Source organism: Pseudonocardia sp. (assembly GCF_029263155.1).
Taxonomy (GTDB): domain Bacteria; phylum Actinomycetota; class Actinomycetes; order Mycobacteriales; family Pseudonocardiaceae; genus Pseudonocardia.
The window spans coordinates 23,660-48,172 of the sequence record NZ_JAJCYB010000002.1 but is presented as its reverse complement, the minus strand read 5'-3'; the positions used below and the strand labels follow the sequence as shown (position 1 = coordinate 48,172).

General features: G+C 72.6%; 26 protein-coding genes. 11 read left to right on the top strand and 15 right to left on the bottom strand.

Translation table 11 applies throughout. From position 1 onward, the window contains the following. Window positions 1-105: 105 nt before the first annotated feature. The 3 genes from tatA (at window position 106) to Q1K26_RS00390 (ending at window position 2,377) form a co-directional block, all read left to right on the top strand. Complete coding sequence (gene tatA / locus Q1K26_RS00400) at window positions 106-384, top strand: Sec-independent protein translocase subunit TatA (RefSeq protein WP_300006888.1); 279 nt, start codon at window positions 106-108, stop codon at window positions 382-384. Window positions 385-693: 309 nt separating this feature from the next. Continuing rightward, a complete protein-coding gene (gene mftD, locus Q1K26_RS00395) occupies window positions 694-1,890 on the top strand; it encodes a pre-mycofactocin synthase MftD (protein WP_300006886.1) in 1,197 nt (398 codons plus the stop codon). Window positions 1,891-1,972: 82 nt separating this feature from the next. After that, the gene (locus tag Q1K26_RS00390; RefSeq protein WP_300006884.1) at window positions 1,973-2,377 is read left to right on the top strand and encodes a hypothetical protein; all 405 of its coding nucleotides are present in this window, start codon (window positions 1,973-1,975) and stop codon (window positions 2,375-2,377) included. Between the two features lie 6 nt (window positions 2,378-2,383). Here the strand turns inward: Q1K26_RS00390 and Q1K26_RS00385 are convergent, their stop codons facing one another. From Q1K26_RS00385 to Q1K26_RS00365, 5 genes are all read right to left on the bottom strand, one after another. Next, entirely contained in the window at window positions 2,384-3,391 is a 1,008-nt protein-coding gene (locus tag Q1K26_RS00385) for a TIGR03842 family LLM class F420-dependent oxidoreductase (protein WP_300006882.1), read from the bottom strand. A 100-nt stretch (window positions 3,392-3,491) separates the two neighbouring features. Further along, window positions 3,492-4,877: a dihydropyrimidinase gene (hydA, locus tag Q1K26_RS00380; RefSeq protein WP_300006880.1), complete on the bottom strand. Its 1,386-nt coding sequence runs from the start codon at window positions 4,875-4,877 to the stop codon at window positions 3,492-3,494. Window positions 4,878-4,950: 73 nt separating this feature from the next. Then, the gene (locus Q1K26_RS00375) at window positions 4,951-6,246 is read right to left on the bottom strand and encodes an aspartate aminotransferase family protein (protein ID WP_300006878.1); all 1,296 of its coding nucleotides are present in this window, start codon (window positions 6,244-6,246) and stop codon (window positions 4,951-4,953) included. 25 nt (window positions 6,247-6,271) lie between these two features. Next, complete coding sequence (locus Q1K26_RS00370) at window positions 6,272-7,117, bottom strand: nitrilase-related carbon-nitrogen hydrolase (protein WP_300006877.1); 846 nt, start codon at window positions 7,115-7,117, stop codon at window positions 6,272-6,274. Window positions 7,118-7,223: 106 nt separating this feature from the next. Further along, window positions 7,224-7,745, bottom strand: a complete 522-nt coding sequence (locus Q1K26_RS00365) for a hypothetical protein (protein WP_300006875.1) — start codon at window positions 7,743-7,745, stop codon at window positions 7,224-7,226. Between the two features lie 177 nt (window positions 7,746-7,922). On the opposite strand from Q1K26_RS00365, the gene Q1K26_RS00360 reads away from it, so the two are divergent. Continuing rightward, window positions 7,923-8,264: a helix-turn-helix transcriptional regulator gene (locus Q1K26_RS00360; protein ID WP_300006874.1), complete on the top strand. Its 342-nt coding sequence runs from the start codon at window positions 7,923-7,925 to the stop codon at window positions 8,262-8,264. Window positions 8,265-8,271: 7 nt separating this feature from the next. Here Q1K26_RS00360 and Q1K26_RS00355 read toward each other — a convergent pair whose 3' ends face one another. The 10 genes from Q1K26_RS00355 to Q1K26_RS00310 form a co-directional block, all read right to left on the bottom strand. Further along, the gene (locus Q1K26_RS00355; RefSeq protein ID WP_300006872.1) at window positions 8,272-8,517 is read right to left on the bottom strand and encodes a HypC/HybG/HupF family hydrogenase formation chaperone; all 246 of its coding nucleotides are present in this window, start codon (window positions 8,515-8,517) and stop codon (window positions 8,272-8,274) included. A gap of 113 nt (window positions 8,518-8,630) precedes the next feature. Next, window positions 8,631-9,140, bottom strand: coding sequence for a hydrogenase maturation protease (locus Q1K26_RS00350; protein ID WP_300006871.1), 510 nt, complete (start codon window positions 9,138-9,140; stop codon window positions 8,631-8,633). Further along, window positions 9,137-10,477, bottom strand: a complete 1,341-nt coding sequence (locus tag Q1K26_RS00345) for a hypothetical protein (RefSeq protein ID WP_300006870.1) — start codon at window positions 10,475-10,477, stop codon at window positions 9,137-9,139. Before Q1K26_RS00345 ends, Q1K26_RS00350 begins: the two co-directional genes overlap by 4 nt. Then, entirely contained in the window at window positions 10,464-11,105 is a 642-nt protein-coding gene (locus Q1K26_RS00340) for a DUF6084 family protein (RefSeq protein ID WP_300006868.1), read from the bottom strand. Before Q1K26_RS00340 ends, Q1K26_RS00345 begins: the two co-directional genes overlap by 14 nt. 1 nt (window position 11,106) lies before the next feature. Then, window positions 11,107-11,727: a DUF5947 family protein gene (locus tag Q1K26_RS00335; protein WP_300006866.1), complete on the bottom strand. Its 621-nt coding sequence runs from the start codon at window positions 11,725-11,727 to the stop codon at window positions 11,107-11,109. 75 nt (window positions 11,728-11,802) lie between these two features. After that, window positions 11,803-12,330 (bottom strand): NifU family protein, encoded by a 528-nt coding sequence (locus tag Q1K26_RS00330; RefSeq protein ID WP_300006865.1) that lies wholly within the window; start codon window positions 12,328-12,330, stop codon window positions 11,803-11,805. A 1-nt stretch (window position 12,331) separates the two neighbouring features. After that, on the bottom strand, window positions 12,332-14,140 hold the full coding sequence (locus Q1K26_RS00325) for a nickel-dependent hydrogenase large subunit (RefSeq protein WP_300006863.1): 1,809 nt from the start codon (window positions 14,138-14,140) through the stop codon (window positions 12,332-12,334). A gap of 6 nt (window positions 14,141-14,146) precedes the next feature. Continuing rightward, window positions 14,147-15,193: a hydrogenase expression protein HypE gene (locus Q1K26_RS00320; RefSeq protein WP_300006861.1), complete on the bottom strand. Its 1,047-nt coding sequence runs from the start codon at window positions 15,191-15,193 to the stop codon at window positions 14,147-14,149. Window positions 15,194-16,095: 902 nt separating this feature from the next. After that, window positions 16,096-16,848 (bottom strand): hydrogenase nickel incorporation protein HypB, encoded by a 753-nt coding sequence (gene hypB / locus Q1K26_RS00315; protein WP_300006860.1) that lies wholly within the window; start codon window positions 16,846-16,848, stop codon window positions 16,096-16,098. Window position 16,849: 1 nt separating this feature from the next. Beyond that, a complete protein-coding gene (locus Q1K26_RS00310; RefSeq protein ID WP_300006859.1) occupies window positions 16,850-17,188 on the bottom strand; it encodes a hydrogenase maturation nickel metallochaperone HypA in 339 nt (112 codons plus the stop codon). Between the two features lie 90 nt (window positions 17,189-17,278). Here Q1K26_RS00310 and hypF point away from each other — a divergent pair, with 90 nt between their 5' ends. From hypF to Q1K26_RS00275, 7 genes are all read left to right on the top strand, one after another. Continuing rightward, a complete protein-coding gene (gene hypF, locus Q1K26_RS00305) occupies window positions 17,279-19,762 on the top strand; it encodes a carbamoyltransferase HypF (protein WP_300006858.1) in 2,484 nt (827 codons plus the stop codon). A gap of 140 nt (window positions 19,763-19,902) precedes the next feature. Continuing rightward, window positions 19,903-20,601 (top strand): hydrogenase assembly protein HupF, encoded by a 699-nt coding sequence (locus Q1K26_RS00300; protein WP_300006857.1) that lies wholly within the window; start codon window positions 19,903-19,905, stop codon window positions 20,599-20,601. Beyond that, a complete protein-coding gene (locus Q1K26_RS00295) occupies window positions 20,598-21,230 on the top strand; it encodes an SIS domain-containing protein (RefSeq protein ID WP_300006855.1) in 633 nt (210 codons plus the stop codon). The genes Q1K26_RS00300 and Q1K26_RS00295 overlap by 4 nt, the downstream gene beginning before the upstream one ends. A gap of 1 nt (window position 21,231) precedes the next feature. Continuing rightward, window positions 21,232-22,335, top strand: a complete 1,104-nt coding sequence (gene hypE, locus Q1K26_RS00290; protein ID WP_300006854.1) for a hydrogenase expression/formation protein HypE — start codon at window positions 21,232-21,234, stop codon at window positions 22,333-22,335. Window positions 22,336-22,345: 10 nt separating this feature from the next. Beyond that, a complete protein-coding gene (locus tag Q1K26_RS00285) occupies window positions 22,346-22,615 on the top strand; it encodes a HypC/HybG/HupF family hydrogenase formation chaperone (protein ID WP_300006851.1) in 270 nt (89 codons plus the stop codon). Continuing rightward, a complete protein-coding gene (gene hypD / locus Q1K26_RS00280; protein ID WP_300006849.1) occupies window positions 22,612-23,754 on the top strand; it encodes a hydrogenase formation protein HypD in 1,143 nt (380 codons plus the stop codon). The genes Q1K26_RS00285 and hypD overlap by 4 nt, the downstream gene beginning before the upstream one ends. Then, window positions 23,744-24,442, top strand: coding sequence for a DUF6390 family protein (locus tag Q1K26_RS00275; protein ID WP_300006847.1), 699 nt, complete (start codon window positions 23,744-23,746; stop codon window positions 24,440-24,442). The genes hypD and Q1K26_RS00275 overlap by 11 nt, the downstream gene beginning before the upstream one ends. The last annotated feature ends 71 nt before the right edge of the window (window positions 24,443-24,513 follow it).

Here is a 24,513-nt window from a genome sequence, read left to right as displayed (position 1 = left end):
CTCGGCCCCGCGCGCCTGGGGGCTCGGGCCGCGCGCGCGCCGCGCCCCCCCCCCACCGCTGTGCCGTATCCCCCCTGAACGACCCGACAACGGAAGGACCGCACCATGCCGAACCTCGGTGGCTGGGAACTGATCATCCTGCTCGGAGTGCTCGTGCTCGTCTTCGGCGCGAAGAAGCTCCCCGACATGGCCCGCTCCATCGGCCAGTCCGCCCGCGTCTTCAAGGGCGAGATGAAGGGCCTCAAGGACGACGGCACCCCCGAGCCCGCACAGGATCCGGCCCCGACCGCGGTGCTGCCCACGGCGTCGGCCGACACCGCGCCCCAGCCGGTCCAGACCCCCCAGCCGGTCCAGACCCCCGAGCCGGTCGACGCCACCCGCTGACCCGCCACTCCCGCTGACCCGCCACTCATGAGGCCGCCGAGCAGCACCTGGACCGGGCCGTCGTGCCGGTGGTCCCGGGCGGGCTACCGGGATGGCCGGCCATGATCGGCGACCGGGAACCACGGGGCGTGCCGCACGCCGCTGCGCGTTCCCACCCGTCGATCACTGTCGCTGCTAGGCGCGGGGGAGGGGGCCGACCCTGCCCAGCCGAACAGGCCGACCGGGCACAACCGCCGGAGTCGACGGCAGGTGGCCGGTTGCCGGGTTAGGGTGCGCCGGAAGACCCGGCAGGCTCGCGAAGGAGCGGTGATGGCCAGCAGCAAGGAGTGGTTCGAGACGGTGGCCGAGGCGCAGCGCCGCGCGAAGAAGCGGCTGCCGCGCTCGGTGTACCTGGCACTCGTCGCGGGCTCGGAGCAGGGCATCACGCTCGACGACAACGTCAAGGCGTTCTCCGAGCTCGGGTTCCGCCCGCACATCGCGAACCTCCCCCAGGAGCGCGACCAGGCCACCTCGGTGATGGGCCAGGACATCTCGCTGCCGGTGCTGATCTCGCCGACCGGCGTGCAGGCCGTCACCCCGGACGGCGAGGTCGGTGTCGCTCGCGCGGCCAACGAGGTCGGCACCGCGATGGGGCTGAGCTCGTTCGCGAGCAAGCCCGTCGAAGAGGTGTGCGAAGCCAACCCGAAGACGTTCTTCCAGATGTACTGGGTCGGCGGCCGGGACAAGATCGTGGCGCGCGCCGAGCGGGCGAAGAAGGCCGGCGCCCAGGGCCTGATCATGACGCTGGACTGGACGTTCGCCACCCGCCGCGACTGGGGCAGCCCGCCCATCCCGGAGAAGATGGACCTCAAGGCGATCCTGCAGTTCGCGCCTGAGGGCATCGTGCGGCCAAAGTACGTGCTGGAGTGGATGCGCAGCGGCGGCCTGCCCGACCTGACGACCCCCAACCTGGCGGCCCCCGGTGAGGACGCGCCCACGTTCTTCGGCGCGTACGGCGAGTGGATGTTCACCCCGCTGCCCACCTGGGAGGACATCGCCTGGCTGCGTGAGCAGTGGGACGGCCCGTTCGCGGTGAAGGGGATCATGCACCCGGACGACGCCAGGCGCGCCGTCGACGCGGGTGCCACCGCGATCTCGGTGTCCAACCACGGCGGCAACAACCTCGACGGCACGCCTGCCTCGATCCGGGCGCTGCCCGGCATCGTCGACGCGGTTGGCGGGCAGACCGAGATCCTGCTCGACGGCGGCATCCGGCGCGGCGGCGACGTCGTCAAGGCGCTGGCGCTCGGCGCGAAGGCGGTGATGATCGGCCGGGCCTACCTGTGGGGCATGGCCGCGAACGGCCAGGCCGGCGTCGTCAACGTGCTGTCGATCCTGCGCAGCGGCATCGACGAGGCGCTGCTCGGGCTGGGCAGGTCGAGCATCCACGATCTCACCCCGGACGACCTGATCATCCCGGAGGACTTCACCCGCGGCCACCGGGCCACGGCGCTGCCGACGCCCTGACCCACGACCCGAGTTCTGACGGACCGGGAACGGATCGCGGGCCCGCCCGGCGGGGCCCGCGCGCCGGTGCCACGGTGGTGCGATGAAGTCGTTCGTCCTGTCCCTGGCGGCTGCGGCCGTGACGGTCCTGCTGCTGGTCGGATGCTCGGCCCCCGGCCCCGGGCCGTCGGGCCCGGCCGCCGAGCGGCGGTTCCCGGACATCGTCGGCGTCGAGGTGACCCCCGCCGACGACGAATTCTCCTTCGCCGTGACGGTGAGCTCGCCCTACGACACCCCCGAACGGTACGCGGACGCCTTCCGGGTCCGCGCCGCCGACGGCACGGTGTTCGGCGTCAACGAGCTGACCCACGACCACGCGTCCGAGCAGCCCTTCACCCGCTCGTTCGACGTCGCGATCCCGGAGGGCGTCGGGGAGGTCGTCGTCGAGGGCCGGGACCAGGCCAACGGCTGGGGCGGCGGGACGCAGACGGTGCCGGTACCGCGCTGACGGTTCCTACAGTGCCGGGATCACCGACGCGCCGTAGGCCTCGATCGTCGACTCGCGGGCGTCGTGCATCGCGTAGATCGCGAACTGGTCGACGCCCAGCTCCCGCAGCTCGGCGAGGCGGTCGAGCTGCGCGGCGGGCGGGCCGAGCAGGCAGAACCGGTCGACCACATCGTCGGGCACGAAGTCGGTGGACGCGTTGCCGGCACGGCCGTGGTGGCTGTAGTCGTACCCGTCGCGGCCCTTGATGTAGCCGGTGAGCTCGGCGGGCACCACGCCGGACTCCCCGTAGCGGGTGACCAGGTCGGCCACGTGGTTGCCGACCATCCCGCCGAACCAGCGGCACTGGTCGCGGGCATGGTCGAGGGAATCGGCACCGCCGTCGCCGACGTAGGCGGGAGCGGCCACGCAGATCGTGATCGACGCCGGGTCGCGGCCCGCCGCCGCGGCGGCCGCGCGCACGGTCTTGACCGTCCACTCGACGAGGTAGGGATCGGCGAGCTGCAGGATGAAGCCGTCGGCGGTCCGGCCGACGAGGTCGAGCGCCTTCGGCCCGTACCCGGCCATCCACACCGGCAGCGCCGCTCCCGCGGGCACCCAGGGGATCTGCACCTGGGTGCCGCCCAGGTCCACCGAGCGGCCCTCGGCGAGCTCCCGGATCACGTGGATCGACTCCTCGAGCCGCGCCAGCGTCGTCGGCGGGCGCCCCTGCACGCGCATCGCGGAGTCGCCGCGGCCGATGCCGCAGATCGTCCGGTTGCCGAACATGTCGTTCAGCGTGGCGTGCAGGGAGGCGATGACGGTCCAGTCGCGGGTGCCGGGGTTCGTCACCATCGGGCCGACCACCATCCGGGAGGTGCGCTCCAGGATGCGGGAGTAGATGACGTAGGGCTCCTGCCAGAGCACGTGCGAGTCGAACGTCCAGCCGTGGCTGAACCCCAGCGACTCGGCGCGCACCATGAGTTCGACGACGGTGGAGGCAGGTGGATCGGTCTGCAGAACAAGCCCAACATCCATGGAACCCTCCAGGGAGTCGCCGGTCGGATTGCAGTGGAGTGGCTTTACTGCAACGCGGTTGGAGTGGAGCCACCCCACTGCAACGCGGGGTGGCGGGGCGTCAGCGGAGGTAGCCGCAGGTGTCGCGGCGGAGGAAGTGGCCGTCGCCCTTCCTGCCCCGGTACTCCCCACGGTCGACGATCACGCGGCCGCGGGACAGGACCGTCTCCGCGCGCCCGGTCACGGTCTTTCCCTCGTAGCAGGAGTAGTCGACGTTCATGTGGTGTGTCTCGGCGCTGAGCACGTGCCGGGCGGTCGGGTCGTAGACCACGATGTCGGCGTCCGAGCCGGGCGCGATCGTGCCCTTTCGCGGGTACAGCCCGAACATGCGCGCCGGGGTGGCGCACGCCAGCTCGATCCAGCGGCGCCGCCCGATGTGTCCGTCGAGCACGGCCTGGTGCAGCAGGTCCATCCGCGTCTCGACGCCGGGCAGACCGTTGGGGATCTTGGAGAAGTCGCCGAGGCCCAGGTCCTTCTGGCCGGTGTAGCAGAACGGGCAGTGGTCGGTGGACACGACCGACAGGTCGTCGGTGCGCAGCCCCTTCCACAGCGCGGCCTGGTGGTCCTGCGGGCGCAGCGGTGTGGAGCAGACGTACTTGGCGCCCTCGAACCCGGGCCGGGCCAGGTCGTCGGTGGACAGGTACAGGTACTGCGGGCAGGTCTCGGCGAACGCGTTGACGCCCTGGTCACGGGCGCGGGCGAGCTCGTCGAGGGCCTCGGTGGCGCTCAGGTGCACGATGTAGATCGGCGCGCCCGCCACCTGCGCGAGCCTGATCGCCCGGCTGGTCGCCTCGGCCTCCAGCAGCGCGTGCCGAACCACACCGTGGAAGCGTGGATCGGAGTTCCCACGGGCCAACGCCTGCTCCACGAGGACGTCGATCGCGATGCCGTTCTCGGCGTGCATCATGATCAGCCCGCCGGTCTCGGCACCCTTCTGCAGCGCGCGCAGGATCTTGCCGTCGTCGCTGTAGAACACCCCGGGGTATGCCATGAACAGCTTGAAGCTGCTGACGCCCTCCCCGACGAGCCCCTCCATCTCCTTGAGCGAGCCCTCGTTCACGTCAGCCATGATCATGTGCAGGCCGTAGTCGATGGCGCACTCGCCCTGCGCCTTCGCCATCCACGTGTCGAGGCCCGCGCGCAACGACCCGCCCATCGACTGCACCGCGAAGTCGACGATCGTGGTGGTGCCGCCCCACGCCGCGGCGCGGGTGCCGGTCTCGAACGTGTCGGAGGCGAACGTGCCGCCGAAGGGCAGCTCCATGTGCGTGTGGGCGTCGACACCGCCGGGGATGACGTACCTGCCGGTGGCGTCGATGACGGTGGAGGCCGTCCACCCCTGATCAACCCCGAGCGCGACGACCTTCTCCCCGTCGACGAGCACGTCGACCGCCATCTCGTCGGCCGCGGTGACGACGGTCCCCCCGGTGATCAACGTCCTGCTCACGCAGACCTCCCGCACCTCGGAGCCACAACGCTCGCGGGCGGGGGGTCGACACAGCGATAAGGCTCCGAAGTGCTCATGGGGTGGCCTCCTCCAGCGCGGACAGCAGGGCGGCCAGGCCCTCTGCCGCCTCGTCCGACGTGAGCGTCAGGGGTGGGGCGACGCGCAGGACGTTGCCGTGCAGGCCGCCCTTGCCGACCAGCAGCCCGCGCCGCTTGCAGCCCTCCAGCACCGCGGTGGCGATCTCCGGTGCGGGATCGCCGGGGGTGCCGGTGCCGGGGCGCACCAGCTCCAACCCGATCATGAGGCCCTTGCCGCGGACGTCGCCGACGATCGGGCTGCCCAGCGCGCGCAGGCCGTCGAACAGTGCGGGGCCCTGCGCTGCGGCGTTGTCCTGGAGCTTGTGGTCGAGCAGGTAGCGCAGGTTCGCCAGCGCCCCGGCGGACGTCAGCGGGGAGCCGCCGAACGTCGAGATGTGGTTGGCGCCGAGTGAGTCCATGATCGCGGCCGGCGCGATCACCCCGCCCATGGACAGCCCGTTGCCGATGCCCTTGGCGAAGGTCACCAGGTCCGGGGTGGGGTGGGTGGGAGCGACGTGGGCCTGCCAGCCCCAGAAGTGCTCGCCGGTGCGGCCCCAGCCGGTCTGCACCTCGTCGGAGATCCAGAGGATGCCCTGCTCGCGGAGCACCTCGGCGAACGCGCCCAGCAGCCCGTCGGGACCGGAGGTGAACCCGCCGACGCCCTGGATCGGCTCCGCGATGAAGGCCGCGACGTCCCCGCCCGCCTGGTCGAGCACGTCGCGCAGGTCGGCGACGCAGGCGGCGATGTACTCCCCGTCGGACAGCCCCGCGAACGGCGAGCGGTACTGCTGGCCGCCGTGGACGTAGTAGGTCTGGAACGGCGAGAGCGACGTGGCGGACCAGGACCGGTTGCCGGTGATCGCGATCGTCGAGAACGAGCGGCCGTGGTAGCTGTTGCGCAGCGCGAGGATCTGGTTGCTCCGGCGCAGCGACGACGCCAGCAGCAACGCCGCGTCGTTCGCCTCGGTGCCGCTCGGCGTGAGGAACACCTTGGCGTCCGGGATGTCGGACACCGTCGCGATCTGCTCGGCCAGCTCCACCATCGGCCGGTTGAGGTACAGCGTGGAGCTGTGGATGATCTTCCCGGCCTGGTCGGCGACGGCCGCGGTCACCTCGGGCAGGGCGTGTGCCGTCATCGTGGTGAGGATGCCGCCGAAGAAGTCCAGGTACCGGTTGCCGTCGGTGTCCCAGACGTGGCGGCCGTCGCCGCGGTCGAGCTCGATGGGCTCGGCGTAGTAGATGGCGAGCCAGGACGGGAGCACCGCCCGGGTCCGCTTCAGCAGTTCGCTCATGCCCCACCTCCGGTGACGAAGTCGCTCACTGCGCCACCAGCGGGCCGTAGGCGTCGGGGCGGCGGTCGCGGTAGAACGCCCACTGCCGGCGCACCTCGTCGATCATGCCCAGGTCGAGGTCACGGACGACGAGCTCCTCGTCGTTCCCGGACGCCACCTCGCCGACGAACTGCCCGCGCGGGTCGACGAAGTAGCTGGTGCCGTAGAAGTCGTTGTCGCCGTACTCCTCCACGCCCACCCGGTTGATCGCGGCCACGAAGTACTCGTTGGCGACGGCGGCGGCCGGCTGCTCCAGCTTCCACAGGTACGACGACAGACCGCGGCTGGTCGCCGACGGGTTGAACACGATCTGCGCGCCGGCGAGGCCCAGCGCGCGCCAGCCCTCCGGGAAATGACGGTCGTAGCAGATGTAGACGCCGACGCGGCCCACCGCGGTGTCGAAGATCGGCCAGCCGAGGTTGCCAGGCCGGAAGTAGAACTTCTCCCAGAAGCCCTTGACCTGCGGGATGTGGTGCTTGCGGTACTTGCCCAGCACCGTGCCGTCGGCGTCGATGACGGCCGCGGTGTTGTAGTAGTGCCCGGAGTCCTCCACCTCGAACACCGGCACCACCAGCACCATCCCGGTCTCCCGGGCCAGGGCCTGCATCCGCACGACCGTGGGTCCTTCGGGCACCCGCTCGGCCCACCGGTAGTGCTCGGCCTCCTGTACCTGGCAGAAGTACGGCGCGTTGAAGACCTCCTGGAAGCCCATCACCCGCGCACCCTGCTCGGCCGCGGCGCGGGCGTAGCTCTCGTGGACCTCGATCATGGACGCGGTGTCGCCGGTCCACTTGGCCTGCAGGATGGCGGCGCGGACGATCCCGTCGGACATTCGGCGTCCCCTCTCGGCTGAGCGGCCCACTCTCGGACCCCGTACCGGGTCCGCGCAAGAGGCTGCGACCGCGGATGTCAACTCGTCACCTGCGGCCAGGGCGGTGTCACTGCGGAGCCGCGGCCCGCCCGCCCTCGGGGTCGACCGCGAACCACTTCTCGCCGACGCCGTGCCCGTCGGTGGCACCGGGCGCGGGGTCGGCCGCGTAGCGGTACACCGGCCACCCGCCGATGGTCAGCTGCACGCCGCCGTCGGGTCGGGTGATCGTGCCGACCGCCTCCTGGGCGACGCCCTCCAGCTCCAGGGGGGTGCCGGGTTCGGCGAGCACGGGTGGCCACGCGGCGGCGCAGTCGCCCGCGCAGTTCGAGGCGGGCGGCTGCGCGGTGTCGTCGTCGAAGCGGTAGAGCGTCCAGCCCAGGCCGTCGACGACGACGGTGCCGAGCTGGGCGGTGCCGTTCGCGGTGAGCACGGTGCCCTCGGGGGCGGTGAGCGTCTCGGGCGCCGCGATCTCGGCGGATTCACCGCCGACGCCGTACGGGTCGGCGGTGCCGCCGTCCGAGCCGGCACACGCGGTCAGCACGATCGCGCCGACCGCGGCCACGGCGGCGAGCGCGGGGGAGCGGGACATGGGGACAACCTCCGGGTCTACCGGGCCGGCGTCGGACCGGCCACCGCCTCACACACGGCCCGGTCGCCGCCGCGGTTCACCGCGACCGTTGCGGGACCGTCCTTGTCATCCACGTCACATGCTGGAAGCCTCATATCTCATCAGGCGTCCACCACCGCCTACCGACGGGGCCCCGGCATGGCCGCACTCGAACCGCGCAACTTCCTCCAGCCGTGCCTGCTGCTGCTCCTGCGCGAACAGTCCGACCACGGCTACGACCTCGCCGTCCGGCTGCGGCCCCTGCACGACGGCGACGCCGACGCGGGCGGGGTGTACCGCGCGCTGCGGGCGCTGGAGCACCAGGGGCTGGTCCGGTCGGAGTGGGAGCTGTCCGAGGTCGGCCCGGCGCGGCGCACCTACCACGTCACCGCCGACGGCCTGGCGTTCCTGGAACAGCAGGTCCGGGGCCTGGAGCACGTCCACGACATGCTGCACCTGTTCCTCGAGCGCTACATCCAGGTGAGCACCGCGCGTCGGTGAGCGGTGCTCAGCCGGGGCGGTCGCCGAACGCGCCGTCGCGGCCGGTCACGAACTCCAGCGACGCCTTCGCGGTCGCCTCGTCGATCCGTTCCAGGGCGAATCCCATGTGGATGAGCACCCACTCGCCCGGGGTGGGTTCCCCGTCGAGCAGCCCGAGGTTCACCGGCCGGTCGACGCCCTCGACCCGCACCACCGCCAGGTCCGGGTGCCCGTTCATCGGCCCGATCACCCGGCCGGGGATCCCCAGACACACGGGTCACATCCGGCGCATGTCGCGGTAGCGCGCGATCTCCTCGCGCGACTGCACGGCCGCGACGGCGGCGGTGACCGCCGCCGCCAGCAGCATCAGCACCAGGATCCTGCGGATCATGTTCGGGCTCCCTCCGGTGTGCGGACGTGGTCGATCAGTTCGGTGACGGCCCGCACCGCGGGCCCGACGGCGGCCGCGACCGCCGGGCTGAGCCCGATGCCCTCGTCGAGGCAGGCGGGCTCGCACCCCACTACCAGCACCCGCCCGACCGGGCGCACGACCTCCATCGAGGCCGCCAGGTCGCGCAGCAGCCCGAGGACCGAGGCCGGGTCCATGCCGTGCCCGTCGAGCACCGCCCCGTCCGGCGCGGGCGCGTCGAGGTCGTGTTCGAGAGTGTGGAGCGTGCCCGGCGCGCCGCCGCGGGGCACGGCGTCGACGAGCACGACCGTGTCGTAGCCGTCGAGCAGCTCGTAGGCCAGGTGCATCCCGCGGATACCGCTGTCGAGCACCCGCACCCCCTCGGGCAGCTCCCCCAGCCGGCGGACCACCTCCACGCCGAACGCGTCGTCGGACAGGAACACGTTGCCGATCCCGGCCACGAGCACGGTCGTCGCAGCGTCCTTCACCTCGCCACCTCCAGCTCGTCGGGGCGGAAGTAGCGGAAGCGGCCGTGCGCGAGCTGCAGCTCCGCGGCCGGGTCGCCGTCCACCGACACCGCGACGTGCACGCCGCCGTCGACGTCGTGGACGACCGCCTGCACGGTGGCGCGCAGGCCGTCGAGGAAGCGGTCCTGGACGTCGCCGTGCGGTCCGGGACGCAGCACCACCGCGCTGCCGCGCGACACCGGGACCCCGCCGACCGGCACCGAGTCGGTGTCCGGGTCGACCGAGGCGTCCATGCCGGGGTCCCACCAGGGGAGCCGCTCGGGAGGGTGCTCGGCCGGGCTGTCCGCGCCCAGCCCCAGGTCACCTCCCGCGGGGGCGGGCCGCAGCGAACGGATGGTGCCGTGCAGCCGCTCCATGAACTCGGGGGGTAGCTGCTCGACGGCGTCGATGATCGCGGCGGCGCGCGGGTCGGTGGCCCGGGCCTCGGCCTTCTCCGCGTCGGTCAGCACCAGGGTGCGCAGGGTGAGGATCTCGTCGTTCTCGCAGCCGTCGAACAGGTCGATCGTGCTCTCCGGGGCGAGCTGCGGGTGGTCGGCGAGGATGATCGGGGTCGACAGCACCACGTCCGACCGGCCCGACGGGCCGGCCAGCACCGGCCAGGTGTGGGAGTTGACGCACCCGGCCGCGATCGGCGCGGCCCAGCGCGGCGGATCGGTCTGGGAGAGGAACGTCCCGCCCGGAGCGCCGACAACGGTGTGCGCGGCGATCAACGAGGTCCGCAGCACCTGCTCGCGCGGGGCGTCGGGCTCGCAGTCCCCGTCGTTGACGACGTCGACGCGCAGCCGGTGCACGAGGTACGGGCCGTCCAGGTCGGTCAGCGACACGACCATCCGGCCACGCACCTCCCAGGACTCGCGCACGATGGAACCGGTGCCCAGCTCCTCCACCCATCGCGCGGCGGGCAGCAGCACCGGGACCGTGCACGGGCCGCGCAGGAGGTCGTCGACGGCCAGCGTCACGTCCACCTGCCGCGGTGCCCCCTCCTCGAACCGCAGGTGGCGCCGACCGTCGACGACCAGCTCCCCGACCGGTGCACCGTCCGGGGTCCGGGGGGAGCGGGACTCCAGCTGCAGGCAGCGCAGCCGCAGGTGCAGGCGGGTGGCCGAACCGGGTTCGAGCAGGCACTCGGTGCGGTTGCGGGTCGGCTCGCAGGTGTCGCCCCCGGGGGTGAGGACGCCGAACTGCCAGCGCACCCGGTTCTTCTGGGCCGACGCGCGGTACGGGTAGAGCAGGTAGCCCTCGAACAGCACGGCGTCGGCGACCGCGGCGACCTCGTCGAGCACGTCAGGGATGCTCACGCCCCGCCTCCTTCAACAGCCGCTCGAACGTCTCGTCCCAGCTGGGGATCACGTGCTGCGAGCGGTAGGCCGACAGGGCGTCCAGCGTCGCCGTGCTCACCCGCACGTACGCCGACTGCGGGTAGTGATCGTCCATCGCCGCCCGCCAGGTGGCCACCGGCAGGCGGAAGGTCGCCTCCTCGTGCCACGACACCAGCCCGACCTGCACGCCGTCGGGGCCCGCGTAGAACACGGTGCCGGAGAACAGCATCAGCAGCGGCACCTCTCCCTCGGCGAGGCCGTGGAAGAACTTGGTGGCACCGATGTCGAGGTCGTAGGTCAGCGGCACGGTGACCGGGACCGTCGTCTCGCCGGTGAAGCTGCCGACCGTGGTGGCGACCGTCGCGAGCTGCAGCGGGTTGAGCGTCTCCCCCCACCGCGACGGCTCGCCGAACAGGTCGACCAGCTTCGCTGACTCCTCGGGGGTGTAGCCACGGCCCCGGGGCTCGATGCGGATCTGGGTGCGCAGCGCCACCGAGTGCACCCGGCGCGCGCTCCCGCCGTCGTCGGTGATGCGCACGTCGAACTCCAGCGACGGCCCGGCCGCGAACGGCTCGGGCCGGGCCCCGGTGCAGGCGAAGCGCAGCACGTCAGCCCGCCAGCGGGCGGGCCGCGTCGCGCAGGGCGTCGAAGAACAGGTCGATCTCGCGCCACGCCTCGGCGCCGCCGTCGAACCCGCGCCAGTGCAGCCGCACCAGCCCGACCAGGCGGTAGCAGGCGTCGATCGGGACCAGCAGGCACTCGACGCCGACGTCGGACTCGCGGCGCACCAGCAGGGCCTCCACGTCCGGTTCCAGCCCCGCGGCGAGCCGGCTCGCGCCCACGCCCGCCGCCCACGCGTCGAGGCCCAGCTCGCTCTCCGTCGCCCCGGCCGGGCTGGGGTAGCAGGCGATGATCCGGTCCTGCGCGGAGTTTCGCAGGAAGAACGCCATGCCGACGGGGATCTGCAGGGCGTCCCACTGGGCGTCGGTGAGCCGGAAGTCCGGGTCCGCCAGGTACCGGTCGGGCACCCGCCGGAAGCCCCCACCCCCCGCCCCGGGGTTGCTGAACAGGAACCCGCAGGCCCCGCAGGCGCAGAGCATCCGCCGCTCCTGCACCTGCACGAGGTGCGGGTGCTCCGCCGGAACCGGCTTCGCGCACAGCTCGCAGGTCTCCCGCGCCGGCTCCCGGCCCGGCGGTTCGGCCAGGAACCGGCGCAGAGCGGAGGTCACTGTGCCTCCGCGGGAGGGAGTGCGTCGGCGGTGCTCATCTCGCCTCCGCGGGAGGGAGTGCGTCGGCGGTGCTCATCACGAGGCGACCGCGGGGCGTACGCCGATCTGCAGCAGAGTCGGCCCGGCGGGGGCGGCGTCGAACACGACGCCCGCGACCTCCGGCGCCAGCTCGCCGATCGACGCGGCGACGACGTCCTTGACGGTGTCGGTCCCGCAGCCGCCGCCGTCGAGGAGCACGTGCACCGCGCCCTCGGCGTCGACCTCGCCCAGCCGCACGCCCGTGCCGTGCGACCCGAGCCTGCGCACCGCGGTGTCCAGCGCGTGCCCGAGCCGCTGCTCCAGCGGCACCGGGTGCAGATCGTGCAGGGCCAGCAGCCCGGCGACGAGCGGGTCGGCCGCCATCCGGTGCACGATCGTCTCCCCGGCCCCCGCCTTCACGACGGCGACGATCTGCTCCAGCCCGGCCCCGTAGAACCGCATCAGGACCCGGACCAGCTCCTCCGCCGCGTGCCCCACCCCGGGCCCGCCCTCGGCGGTGATCCCGTCCAGCAGCTCCTCGATCCGGCCGGCCAGCCCGGTGGGGTCGAGGTCCGTCGAGGCCATCTCAGATCGTGTTGAGCATCGACGGCGACGTGGTCCGCACCAGTGGCTTGCCGCTCCCGGTGTACATGTGCACGCCGCACGGCAGGCACGGGTCGAAGCTGCGCACGGCCCGCATGATGTCGATGCCCTTGAACTTGTCGCCGCGGTTCTCCTCGAAGATCGGCGTGTTCTGCACCGCGTCCTCGTAGGGGCCGGGCGTGCCGTGGACGTCGCGCACGCTGCCGTTCCACGGGGTGGGCGGGTACGGGTGGTAGTTCGCGATCTTCCCGCCGCGGATGACCAGGTGATGGGACAGGACGCCGCGCACCGCCTCGGTGAAGCCGACGCTGATCGCCTCGTCGGGCACGGTGAACTTCTCCCACGACTTCGTGTTGCCCGCGCGCACCTCCGCGATCGCCTTCTCGATGAAGTGCAGCGCGCACCCCGCCGCATAGGCCTGGAAGTAGGTGCGGGCCCGGTTGCGCTCGATCGCGTTGGACAGCGGCCTGCCCGCCTTGTCGTGCGGGATCTTCCACTCGAAACTGACCTCGGGCTTCAGCACCGTGCGCGGCAGGTTGATCTGCACGCTGTGCCCCGTCGCCTTGACGAACTCGATGTCGACGAGCCCGGCCAGCGCCGTGGCCCACAGCCGCGCGAGCGGGCCGCCGCCGGTGTCGAGTGCGAGGTGGTCGGTGCCGTCGAACCAGCGCGGCGACATCGTCCAGCTGTACTTGTCGTCGAAGTCGCGCTTCTGCGGCTGTGGGATCGTGTGCTGGTTCCACGGGTGGCGCCGGTCGACCGGGTTGCCCAGCGGGTCGTGCGTCGCGAAGATCTCCTGGTCGTCCCAGTCGCGGTAGAACGAGTGCCCGAGCAGGATCCGGATGCCCAGGTTGATGTCGACGAGGTCGTTGGTGACGAGCTTGCCGTCGACGATCACGCCGGGGGTCACGAACATCTTCCGGCCCCAGTTGGACATGGTGCGGTACTGGAAGTCGCAGTGGTCGGGGTCCTGGAACGCGCCCCAGCAGCCCAGCAGCACCCGGCGGCGGCCGACCTCCTCGTAGCCCGGCAGCGCCTCGTACATGAAGTCGAACAGGTCGTCGTGCATCGGCACGACGCGCTTCATGAACTCCACGTAGCGCATCAGCCGGGTGTAGTAGTCGGTGAACAGCTGGATCGTCGCGACCGTGCCCGTGCCGCCGGGATAGAGCGTGGACGGGTGGACGTGGCGCCCCTCCATCAGACAGAACATCTCGCGGGTGTAGCGGCTGACCTGCAGCGCCTCGCGGTAGAACTCGCCGGTGAACGGGTTGAGCGACCGCATGATGTCGCCGATGGTCCGGTACCCGTGGGCCTCCTCGCCCGGGGCCGGGGTCCGGTTGGCCAGCTCCAGCACGCCCGGGTTCGTCTCCGCGATCATCTTCTCGCAGTAGTCCACCCCGACCAGGTTCTCCTGGAAGATGTTGTGGTCGAACATGTACTCGGCGGCCTCGCCGAGGTTGATGATCCACTCGCCCATGTGCGGCGGGCGAACCCCGTAGGCCATGTTCTGCGCGTACACCGAGCAGGTGGCGTGGTTGTCGCCGCAGATGCCGCAGATGCGACTGGTGATGAAGTGCGCGTCGCGGGGGTCCTTGCCCTTCATGAAGATCGAGTAGCCGCGGAAGATCGACGAGGTGGAGTGGCACTCGGCCACCCGCCCGGCCGAGAAATCGATCTTCGTGTAGATCCCGAGGCTCCCGACGATGCGGGTGATCGGGTCCCAGGACATCTCGGTGAGACCGGTGGAGTCCGAGCTCGGGCCCGACGGCTTCGCCTGCGTCGTGGTCATGTCAGTTCACCAGACCTTCTGGTAGCCGGTCGAGAGCTCGCGGCCCTTGCGGCGCCACGTCGGTTCCTGGTCGAGCTTGCGCTCGGTGATCTTGCGAAGCCGGGTGATGACGCTGCCGACGGCCTTGCTGGTCGCCCCGGAGACCATCGAGCCGGGCGGGGCGTCCATGAACGGCATGAACTTGTCCGGGAAGCCCGGCATCGTGCAGCCGATGCATATGCCGCCGACGTTCGGGCAGCCGCCCACACCGTTGATCCAGCCGCGCTTGGGCACGTTGCACTTGACGACCGGGCCCCAGCACCCGAGCTTGACCAGGCACGTCGGCGAGTCGTACGTCGTCGCGAACTCGCCCTGCTCGTAGTAGCCGCCGCGGTCGCAGCCCTCGTGCACGGTCTTGCCGAACAGCCACGTGGGCCGCAGCGCGTCGTCGAGCGGGATCATCGGGGCGGCCCCGGTGGCCTGGTAGAGCAGGTAGAGGATCGTCTCGGACAGGTTGTCCGGGTGGGTCGGGCAGCCCGGCACGCACACGATCGGGATGCCGGCGTGGCTCTTCCAGTCCCAGCCCAGGTAGTCGGGCACGCCCATCGCGCCCGTGGGGTTGCCCGCCATGGCGTGGATGCCGCCGTAGGTCGCGCAGGTGCCGACGGCGAGGACGACCAGCGCCTTCGGGGCGAGCCGGTCGAGCCACTCGGAGGTGGTCATCGGCTGGCCGGTCGCGGGGTTGTTGCCGAACCCGCACCAGTACCCCTCCGGCTTGATCCGCTCGTTCGGGATCGACCCCTCGACGACGAGCACGAACGGATCGAGCTCGCCCCGCTCGGCCTTGAAGAACCACTCGATGAAGTCGTCGGCGCCGCCGACCGGACCGTTCTCGAAGTCGATCAACGGCCAGTGCACCGCGACCTTGGGCAGCCCGGGGAGCGCGCCGAGCGCGATCTCCTCGATGCTGGGTTGGGTGGCCGCGGTGAGCGCGACGGAGTCCCCGTCGCAGCTCAGCCCGGCGTTGATCCAGAGGATGTGTACGACGGGTTCGGTCTGCTCGGGTGCTGACATCGGTGTCGCCCCTCGGCTGGGCTGTGGTGGGATCACCGTTGTAGCGGTCGGCCGCCGTGCGGAGTAAGCGTTCGGCGCACCTAGGGGCACATGGCCGCTGTATGCGCGCGACATCTACCGGCCGGGCCGGCCGGGTCTCTCGCCTGGTTGCCGGCGGGTGGCGCCGGGCCGGCACCAGGGGTCGCGGGCGGGTGGGTGGTCGTCGGTGGCCGCGCGTCGGTCGGCGTTGGTCGGGCGTTGGTCGGGCGTCGGTCGGGCGTCGGTCGGGCGTCGGTCGGCGTCGGTCGGGCGTCGGCAGGAGTGAGCCGGCCGCGGCGTGGCGTGGCGAGCCGGGGGTTGAGCGTGGCGTGGCGTGGCGAGCCGGGCGCTGAGCGTGGCGTGGCGAGCCGGGCGTGGCGTGGCCTGGCACGGTCGGGTGGCGGCCTCGATGTGATCACCGCTTCGGAACGGCCGGGCGTGCGGGACACGCCTGCCGGTTCCCTCCCGACGATCACCAACCGGTTCGCGGACGCGCCTCACCCAAGATCGTCGACTCGGAACGCGCGGGCGTGCCCCCACACGCCGCCTGTTCCCGGTCACCGATCATGATGCCGCCGGATCCTCCGGAACCGACAGCGGCACCGGAACCGGCAGCGGCAGCGGCAGCGGAACCGGCAGCGGAACCGGCAGCGGCACCGGCAGCGGCACCGGCGCCTCCGCACCCGGCGCCTCCTCCGTACCGGAGGCGCCCCGTACCGGAGGCGTCCCGCACCGAAGGCGTCCCGCACCGAAGGCGCCCGGTGCGGGGAAAATGCCGGCGGCAGGGTGGCCCGCGGCGTCCCGTACCGCGCGCCGCCGCACCGGCGTCACGTGCACCGCACCGGCGTCCCGGCGGGTGTGCGGTCACCACGACGGCGGTGCGGTCAGCCGGACGGGTGTTGCGCCGCCAACCACGCGCACCACTCGTCCACCCCCTGGCCGGTGCGCGCGCTGGTCTCGATCACCGTGACGCCGGGGTGCACCGCGCGCAGGTTCGCGCGGAACAGGGGGAGGTCGAAGTCCAGGTGCGGCAGCAGGTCGATCTTGTTGACGAGCACGAGGTCGGCGGAGCGGAACATCACCGGGTACTTGAGCGGCTTCTCCTCGCCCTCGGTGATGGCGTAGACCATCGCGCGGTGGTGCTCGCCGACGGCGAACTCGGCCGGGCACACCAGGTTGCCGACGTTCTCCACGATCAGCAGGTCCAGGTCGGGCAGCGGGAGCCGGGCGAGCGCGGAGCGCACCATCGGGGCGTCGAGGTGGCACTCGCCGCCGAACCCGTTGGCCGTGTTGAGCAGGCTGATCGAGGCGCCGAGCCCGGCGAGGCGGTCGGCGTCGATGCTGGTCTCGATGTCGCCCTCGACGATCCCGACCCGCAGCCGACCCGGCAACCGGACGAGGGTCTCGCGCAGCAGCGCGGTCTTCCCGGCGCCCGGTGCGGACATCAGGTTGACGCAGGTGACCCCCGCCGCGTCGAGGTCGGCACGGTTGGCGGCGGCACAGTGGTCGTTCTCGTCGAAGATCCGCTCGAGCACCTCGACGCGCTCACCGCCGGTGGCGTACCCGGTGTGGTCGCCCGGCTCGTCGTGCCCGTGCTCATGGCCCTGCCCGTCCTCGTGCTTGTGGAACCGCCCCATGTCAGGTCTCCGCCAGGTCGAGCGTGGTGATCAGGAACTCCTCGCCCGCAACGACCTCGACGTCGCTCCCGCCGCACGCCTCGCAGACCAGGACGAACTCGGTCAGGGCCTGCGTGCGGTCGCACGGCCGGCACCGGATGGCGCCGGGGACGCTCTCCACCACCAGCTCCGAGGAGGCGAGCGGGGTGTCGGCGTTCATCAGGCCCCAGCAGTAGACGAGCGTGTCCGGCACGATCTGGCGCAGGGCGCCCACCCGCAGGTGGACGGCGTTGACGGTACGGCCGGCGGCATGGCGCGTGACGATGTCGACGACGGAGTTGCAGATCGACAGCTCGTGCACGGGTGTGACGGTACACACAGTCGGGCTATACGCGCGGGTGTCAAGGCTTCTAGCCTGTGCTCCAGGTCACTACCCCGGATGGAGGTGTGCATGACCTCGGTGATCACCCCCGTTCGGCGGCGTGTCGTCGTCACCGGCGTGGTGCAGGGCGTCGGCTTCCGCCCCTTCGTCCACCGGCTCGCCACCGAGTTCGACCTGGCGGGGCACGTGGGCAACGACGCGTCGGCCGTGTTCGTCGAGGTCCAGGGTCCGCCGGTCGCGGTGGTGGAGTTCGTGAGGCGGATGCAGGCCGACGCCCCGCCGCTCGCCAGGATCGCCTCGGTCGAGGTCCAGGACCTGCCCGCGGTCGCGCAGGCCGGGTTCGCCATCGTGGCGAGTGCCCCGGCGGTGGGCGCGCGCACCGCGATCCCGCCCGACGTGGCGGTGTGCGACGACTGCGTGGCCGAGCTGTTCGACCCCGCCGACCGCCGCTTCCGGCACCCGTTCGTCACCTGTACCAACTGCGGGCCCCGGTTCACGATCATCCGCGAGCTGCCCTACGACCGCCCGGGCACCACGATGGCCGCCTTCGGGATGTGCGAGCGGTGCGCGGCGGAGTACCACGACCCGACCGACCGCCGCTTCCACGCCCAGCCCGTCGCCTGCCCGGACTGCGGCCCCACGCTCACCTTCCACCCCCTCCCGCGAGTCGGGGTCTGCGTGCGCGCGAGTCGGGCCCCGGATGCGCGCGAGTCGCGGCCTGAGCGCGCGCGAGTCGGGGTCTCGGTGCGCACGAGCCGGGGTCTCGGTGCGCACGAGCCGGGGCGTGGCTGCGGGGATCCGGCGATCGCCGAGGCGCTGCGGGCGCTGGCGGGCGGGCAGGTCGTGGCCGTCAAGGGCGTCGGCGGCTACCACCTCGCCTGCGACGCCACCTCCGGGCGGGCCGTCGCGTCGCTGCGGGCGCGCAAGGCCCGCGGCGGCAAGCCGTTCGCGGTGATGGTGCGCGACCTCGCCGCCGCCCGCGGCCTCGTCGACATCGACGACGACGAGGCCGCCGTGCTCACCTCGCCCGCTCGCCCGGTGGTGCTGCTGCGCCGGCGCCCGGATGCCGAGGTCGCCGACGGGGTCGCCCCCGGCAGCCCGTGGCTGGGCATCCTGCTGCCCTACACCCCGGTCCACCACCTGCTGCTGGAGACGGGCGGAACTCTCGTCCTGACCAGCGCGAACCGCTCCGACGAGCCCATCTGCTTCACCGACGACGACGCCGCGACCCGCCTGCCCGCCCTCGCCGACGCCGTGCTCGACCACGACCGCCCGATCCACGTGCCGTGCGACGACTCCGTGGTGCGGGTCGTGGACGGCCGGGAACTGCCCGTCCGGCGCTCCCGCGGGTACGCCCCGCTGCCGGTCGACCTGGGCCGGGAGGTGCCGGCGGTGCTCGCCGTCGGCGGGGAACTCAAGAACACGTTCTGCCTGACCGACGGGCGGCTGGCGTTCTGCTCGGCGCACGTCGGCGACATGGGCACGCTGGAGACGCTGCGCGCCTACGAGCGCGCGGTCGGGCAGCTCACCGGGCTGCGCGCGCAGCCGGTGCGGATGGCGGCCGACCTGCACCCCGGCTACCGCACCCGGGCCTGGGCCGAGGACCACGCGGGCGACCGCCCGCTCGATCTCGTGCAGCACCACCACGCCCACGTCGTCGCGCTGCTCGCCGAGCACGGCCGGCTCGGCGAGCCGGTCGTCGGCGTCGCGTTCGACGGCACCGGCTACGGCACCGACGGGACGGTCTGGGGTGGGGAGATCCTGCGCCTGGGCCCCGACAGCCACCGCTTCGTCCGCGCCGCGCACCTGGCGCCGGTGCTGCTCCCCGGCGGCGACGCGGCCGTCCGCCACCCGCGCCGGATGGCGCTGTCACACCTGCGTGCCGCCGGCATCGCCTGGGACGCCGACCTGCCGCCCGTGGCCGCGTGCGAGCAGGCGGAGCTGGCGCTGCTGGCCTCGCAGCTGGACTCGGGCACCGGCTGCGTCCCGACGTCGAGCATGGGCCGCCTGTTCGACGCGGTGGCCAGCCTGCTGGGCGTACGCCATGAGGTGACCTACGAAGGCCAGGCGGCACTGGACCTGGAGGCGTTGGCGGCCGCAGTCGCCGCCACCCGGTCACAGCAGGGTGGCCCTGCTCCGGTCCAGTCGGAGCACAGCCACCCTGCTGTGACGCGGATGGGGGTGGGCGGCGGCCGGTTCGACCCGGCGCCCGTGCTGCGACGGCTGGTCGCGGGGGTTCGGGGCGGGGAACCGGTGCCCGAGCTGGCGCTCGCGTTCCACGTCGCCGTCGCGGACGCCGTCGCCGAGATGGTGACCCAGGTCTCGAACGGTGTGAGACTGGTCGGGCTCACCGGTGGCGTCTTCCAGAACGTGCTGCTGCTGCGGCTCACCCGCCGCCGACTGGAGGAGCGGGGTTTCGCGGTGCTCAGCCACCGCGCCGTCCCACCGAACGACGGCGGGCTCGCGCTGGGCCAGGCGGCCGTGTCGGCGCTCCGCGGGATCGAACAGCAGGGCGGGATCGAACAGCAGCGTGCACTCGACGGGGAGGGCTGAGCCATGTGCCTGGGGATCCCGGGCCGGACCGCGGAGATCTGGGACGAGCCGAGCGGGGCGATCGGCGAGGCGTCGACCCGGGTGACCATCGCGACGACGACCGGGCACGGAGTGTTCGGCGGTCAGCCAGTGGTGCCGTCGTGACCACCGCGATCGACCGCGGGCTGGCCGAGGACCTCCCGGCCGACCTCGCCGCCGCGTCGCTGGCGCTCGCGCGCCGGTTCGCCGCGGGCGCGACGCTGTGGAGCCTGGCCCCGGCGTGGGAGCCGCACGCGCAGCACGTGGCGGTGGAGTTCGTGCACCCGGTGATCGTCGGGAAGAGGGCGCTGCCCGGCGTCGCGCTGACCGGGCCGGACCTGGTCGCGACCACCCGCGTGTCGGTGCGGACCGGCGACGTCGTGCTGGCCGTGGCCGCCGCGGACGAGCCCGCCGTGCGCGAGGTGATGCGCCGCGCGCCGGCCTGGGGCGCCACGACGCTGTGGATCGGCAGCGGCGGGCGGCCCGCGGCCGGTGCGGCCGACCACGTCCTGTGGCTCGACGACCCCGACCCGCGGCTGCCCGCCACCGGCGGTTTCGTGCTGCTCTACCACCTGCTCTGGGAGCTCACGCACGTCTGCTTCGAGCACCCCGGGCTGCTCGCTCCGGACGAGGAGTGCACCGACGAGGTCTGCATCACCTGCAGCGACGAGGGCCGACTCGCCGAGATGGTCGGCCCGGGGCGGGCCCGCACGGCGCAGGGCATCGAGGACGTCTCGACCGTGCTCGTGGACCCGGTCTCGGTCGACGACCTCGTGCTGGTGCACGCCGGCACGGCGATCACGAAGGTGGAGGCGTCGTGACCAACTTCCTCTACCCCTTCCTGGACGCGGAGGAACGCGACCAGGACTCGCTGCTGCGCGACCTCGCCGCCTCGGCCCGCGCGAAGGCCGCGGAGAGCGCGGCGCTGCGGGCCTCGACGCTCGCAGGGTCCACCGACCGGATCGCCGTCGCCGCCGCGGAGATGGCGCGCCGGTTCGCCGCGGGCGGGCGGATGTTCTGCTTCGGCAACGGCGGCAGCTCCACCGACGCGACGACGCTGGCCGGCCTGTTCGCGCGCCCGCCGCTCGGCACGGCGCTCCCGGCGTGGTCGCTCACCGCCGACCAGGCGATCCTCACCGCGCTGGGCAACGACGTCGGCTTCGAGCTGGTGTTCGCCCGCCAGCTCATCGCCCGCGGCGACGGCCGCGACATCGCCGTCGCGCTGTCCACCAGCGGCAGCTCGAAGGACCTGATGGCCGCGTTCCGCGAGGCCCGCACACGCGGGATGTTCACCGTCGGCTTCGCCGGGTACGACGGCGGCCAGTTCGCCGCGTCGCCGGACGTCGACATCTGTTTCACGGTGGCCTCGCAGAGCGTGCACCGCATCCAGGAGGCGCAGGCCCTGCTGGGCTACCAGCTGTGGCACACCGTCCACGAGGAGCTGGGATGATATGAAGTCCGACTACCTGAGTTCGGGACCGAGCTTCGCCGAGGGCGAGGTGATCGAGCGGATCGAGGCCTTCCGCAAGCGCCGACCCCGGCTGCGCGAGGAGATCGTGACGCTCGCGCACGGGGCGGGCGGCAAGTCGTCGGCGGCGCTGGTGGACGCGGTGTTCGTCGAGGCGTTCCGCAACGAGGCGCTGGAGGACCTCGGCGACGGCGCCGTGCTGACGCTCCCGAGCGGGGAGCGCCTCGCGTTCTCCACCGACTCGTTCGTGGTGCAGCCGATCCGGTTCCCCGGCGGCTCCATCGGGCACCTCGCGGTGCACGGCACGATCAACGACCTGGCGTGCTCCGGCGCGGTGCCGCGGTGGCTCTCCGCGGCGTTCGTGCTGGAGGAGGGCTTCCCGATCGCGACGCTGCGCGAGATCGTCGCCGACATGGCGGCGGCGGCCGCGGCGGCGGGCGTGCAGATCGTCACGGGCGACACCAAGGTCGTGCCCCGCGGCGCCGCCGACGGGCTGTTCGTGACCACGGCCGGGGTCGGGGTGGTCCCGGCCGGGCGCCGCCTCGCCGCGGCCGACGTGGCCGTGGGCGACCGGCTGATCCTGTCCGGGCCGATGGGCGACCACGGCATGGCCGTCATGCTCGCCCGCGGCGACCTCGCCATCGAGGCCGACATCCGGTCCGACACCGCGGCGGTGTCCGACCTGGTCGAGCACCTGCTGGCCGCGGCCCCGGCCACGCGCTGGCTGCGCGACCCCACCCGCGGCGGCGTCGGCACCGTCGCCAACGAGCTGGCGCGGGCGACCGGGCTCGGCGTCGTGCTCGACGAGCAGGCGCTGCCCGTGCGCCCGGTCGTCAACGGGGCCTGCGAGATGCTCGGCATCGACCCGCTCTACGTCGCCAACGAGGGCAGGTTCCTCGCCGTGGTGGCCGCCGACGAGGCCGACGCCGGGCTCGCCGCGATGCACGCCCACCCGCTCGGCGGCGAGGCCGTCGTCGTCGGGGAGATCACCGAGCAGCCCGGCGCCACGGTCGTGCTGCGCACCGCCTTCGGGGGCACCCGGATCGTCGACATGCTCGTCGGCGACCCCCTCCCGCGGATCTGTTAGGAGGACCGCCATGTGCCTGGGGATTCCCGGCCGGATCGTCGAGATCACCGACGCGGCCAACTGCCTCGCCAAGGTCGACGTCAGCGGGGTGCAGCGCACGATCTCGGTCCGCCTGCTGGCGCCGGCGCTGCCCGAACCCGACGAGTGGGTGCTCGTCCACGTCGGATTCGCCATGTCGAGGATCGACGAGACGGAGGCGCTGCTCACGCTCGCCGCCATGCAGAAGCTCGGCGACGCCTACACCGACGAGCTCGAGGCGTTCAGGGAGAGTGCGGTATGAGGTTCGTCGACGAGTTCCGCGACCCGGCCGCCGCCCGGAAGCTGGTCGGCGCCATCGATCGGCTCGCCGCGTCAGGATCGGGCGGCGACCGCCACTACAAGTTCATGGAGGTGTGCGGCGGGCACACCCACACCATCTACCGCCACGGCATCGAGCACCTGCTCCCGGCGAACGTCGAGCTGGTGCACGGGCCGGGATGCCCGGTGTGCGTCATCCCGATGGGCCGCGTCGACGACGCCATGTGGATCGCCGAGCAGCCCGACGTGATCTTCACGTGCTTCGGCGACATGATGCGCGTCCCCGGGTCGAACGGCTCGCTGCTGGACGCGAAGGCGCGCGGCGCGGACGTCCGGTTCGTGTACTCGCCGCTCGACGCGCTCAAGCTCGCCGTCGACAACCCGGACAAGCAGGTCGTGTTCTTCGCGCTCGGGTTCGAGACCACGGCGCCGTCCACGGCCGTCACGCTGGTGCGCGCCCGCGAGCTGGGCGTCGAGAACTTCTCGGTGTTCTGCAACCACGTCACGATCGTGCCGCCGCTCAAGGCGATCCTGGACTCGCCCGACCTGCGCCTGGACGGGTTCCTCGGCCCGGGACACGTGTCCACCGTCGTCGGCAACGCGCCCTACCGGTTCGTCCCGCAGGTGTACGGCAAGCCGATCGTCGTGGCCGGGTTCGAGCCGCTGGACATCCTCGCGTCGGTGGCGATGCTGCTCACCCAGATCCGGGAGGGCCGCTGCGAGGTGGAGAACCAGTACTCGCGGGTGGTGCACGAGGAGGGCAACCCGGCGGCGCTCGCGCTGCTGGGGCAGGTCTTCGCACTGCGCCCGCACTTCGAGTGGCGCGGGCTCGGATTCATCTCGCAGAGCGCGCTGCGCCTGTCCGACGACTACGCCGGGTTCGACGCCGAGCTGCGCTACGCCATGCCGGGCGTGCGTGTCGCCGACCCGAAGGCGTGCCAGTGCGGCGAGGTGCTCAAGGGCGTGCTCAAGCCGTGGGAGTGCAAGGTGTTCGGCACCGCGTGCACCCCGGAGACGCCGATCGGGACGTGCATGGTGTCGCCCGAGGGCGCGTGTGCGGCCTACTACAACTTCGGGCGGATGCACCGGGAGGCGGCCGACCTTGTCCGCGGTGCTCACTAGGGGCGTCGACCTCTTCTCCCGCTACGCCCTCGCGCCCAACGCGCTGGGCTTCTGCGGGCCGCCGACGGGCCTGGGCGCCACGGAGACCGAGATCCGGGCCGCGGCCACCCGGTTCTCCGGCGCGTGGCCCTACCTGCAGGTGCTGGCCCGGCTCACCGGCACCGCGGACCCGCTGGACGCGCGGCTCGTGGAGTCCTACTGGCTGGGGCGCGACATCGGCGTCGACGGGCCGGCGTTCGGCGCGGCCCTGCTGGAGGTCATCGGGCCGCGGGCCGGGCACTACTGGAGCCACCTGACGCCCGACCTGCTGGCGCAGGCGTCGGGCGACCACGGGTTCCACGTGTTCGGCGTGTACCCGTGGAGCCGACTGCTCGGCTCCGGGCTCGACCACCCCCGGCACGTGCTCGACCGCTGTCGCATCCGTTGGGGCACCGTCACGGGGTGCTCGACCGAGGGCGTCGACGTCGAGACCCGCCACCTGACCTGGGACGGCACGGAACTGCGCCTCGGGGAGCCCGCGCCGGAGCGGATCGAGGCGGATCACGCGCTGGTCGTCGTCGCGGTGGGGGACACGGTCGCGCTGCACTGGGAGTGGCTCTGCGACCGGCTGGACGCCGAGCAGACGAGCGCGCTGGAGAGAACCACGATGCACCACATCGCGGCGACGAACGGACGGCTGCGGCCATGACCGCCACCACCACCCTGCCGCGACTCGGTGGAGGGCCTGCTGTCCCTGGGGTGAACACGGACGGAAGTCGG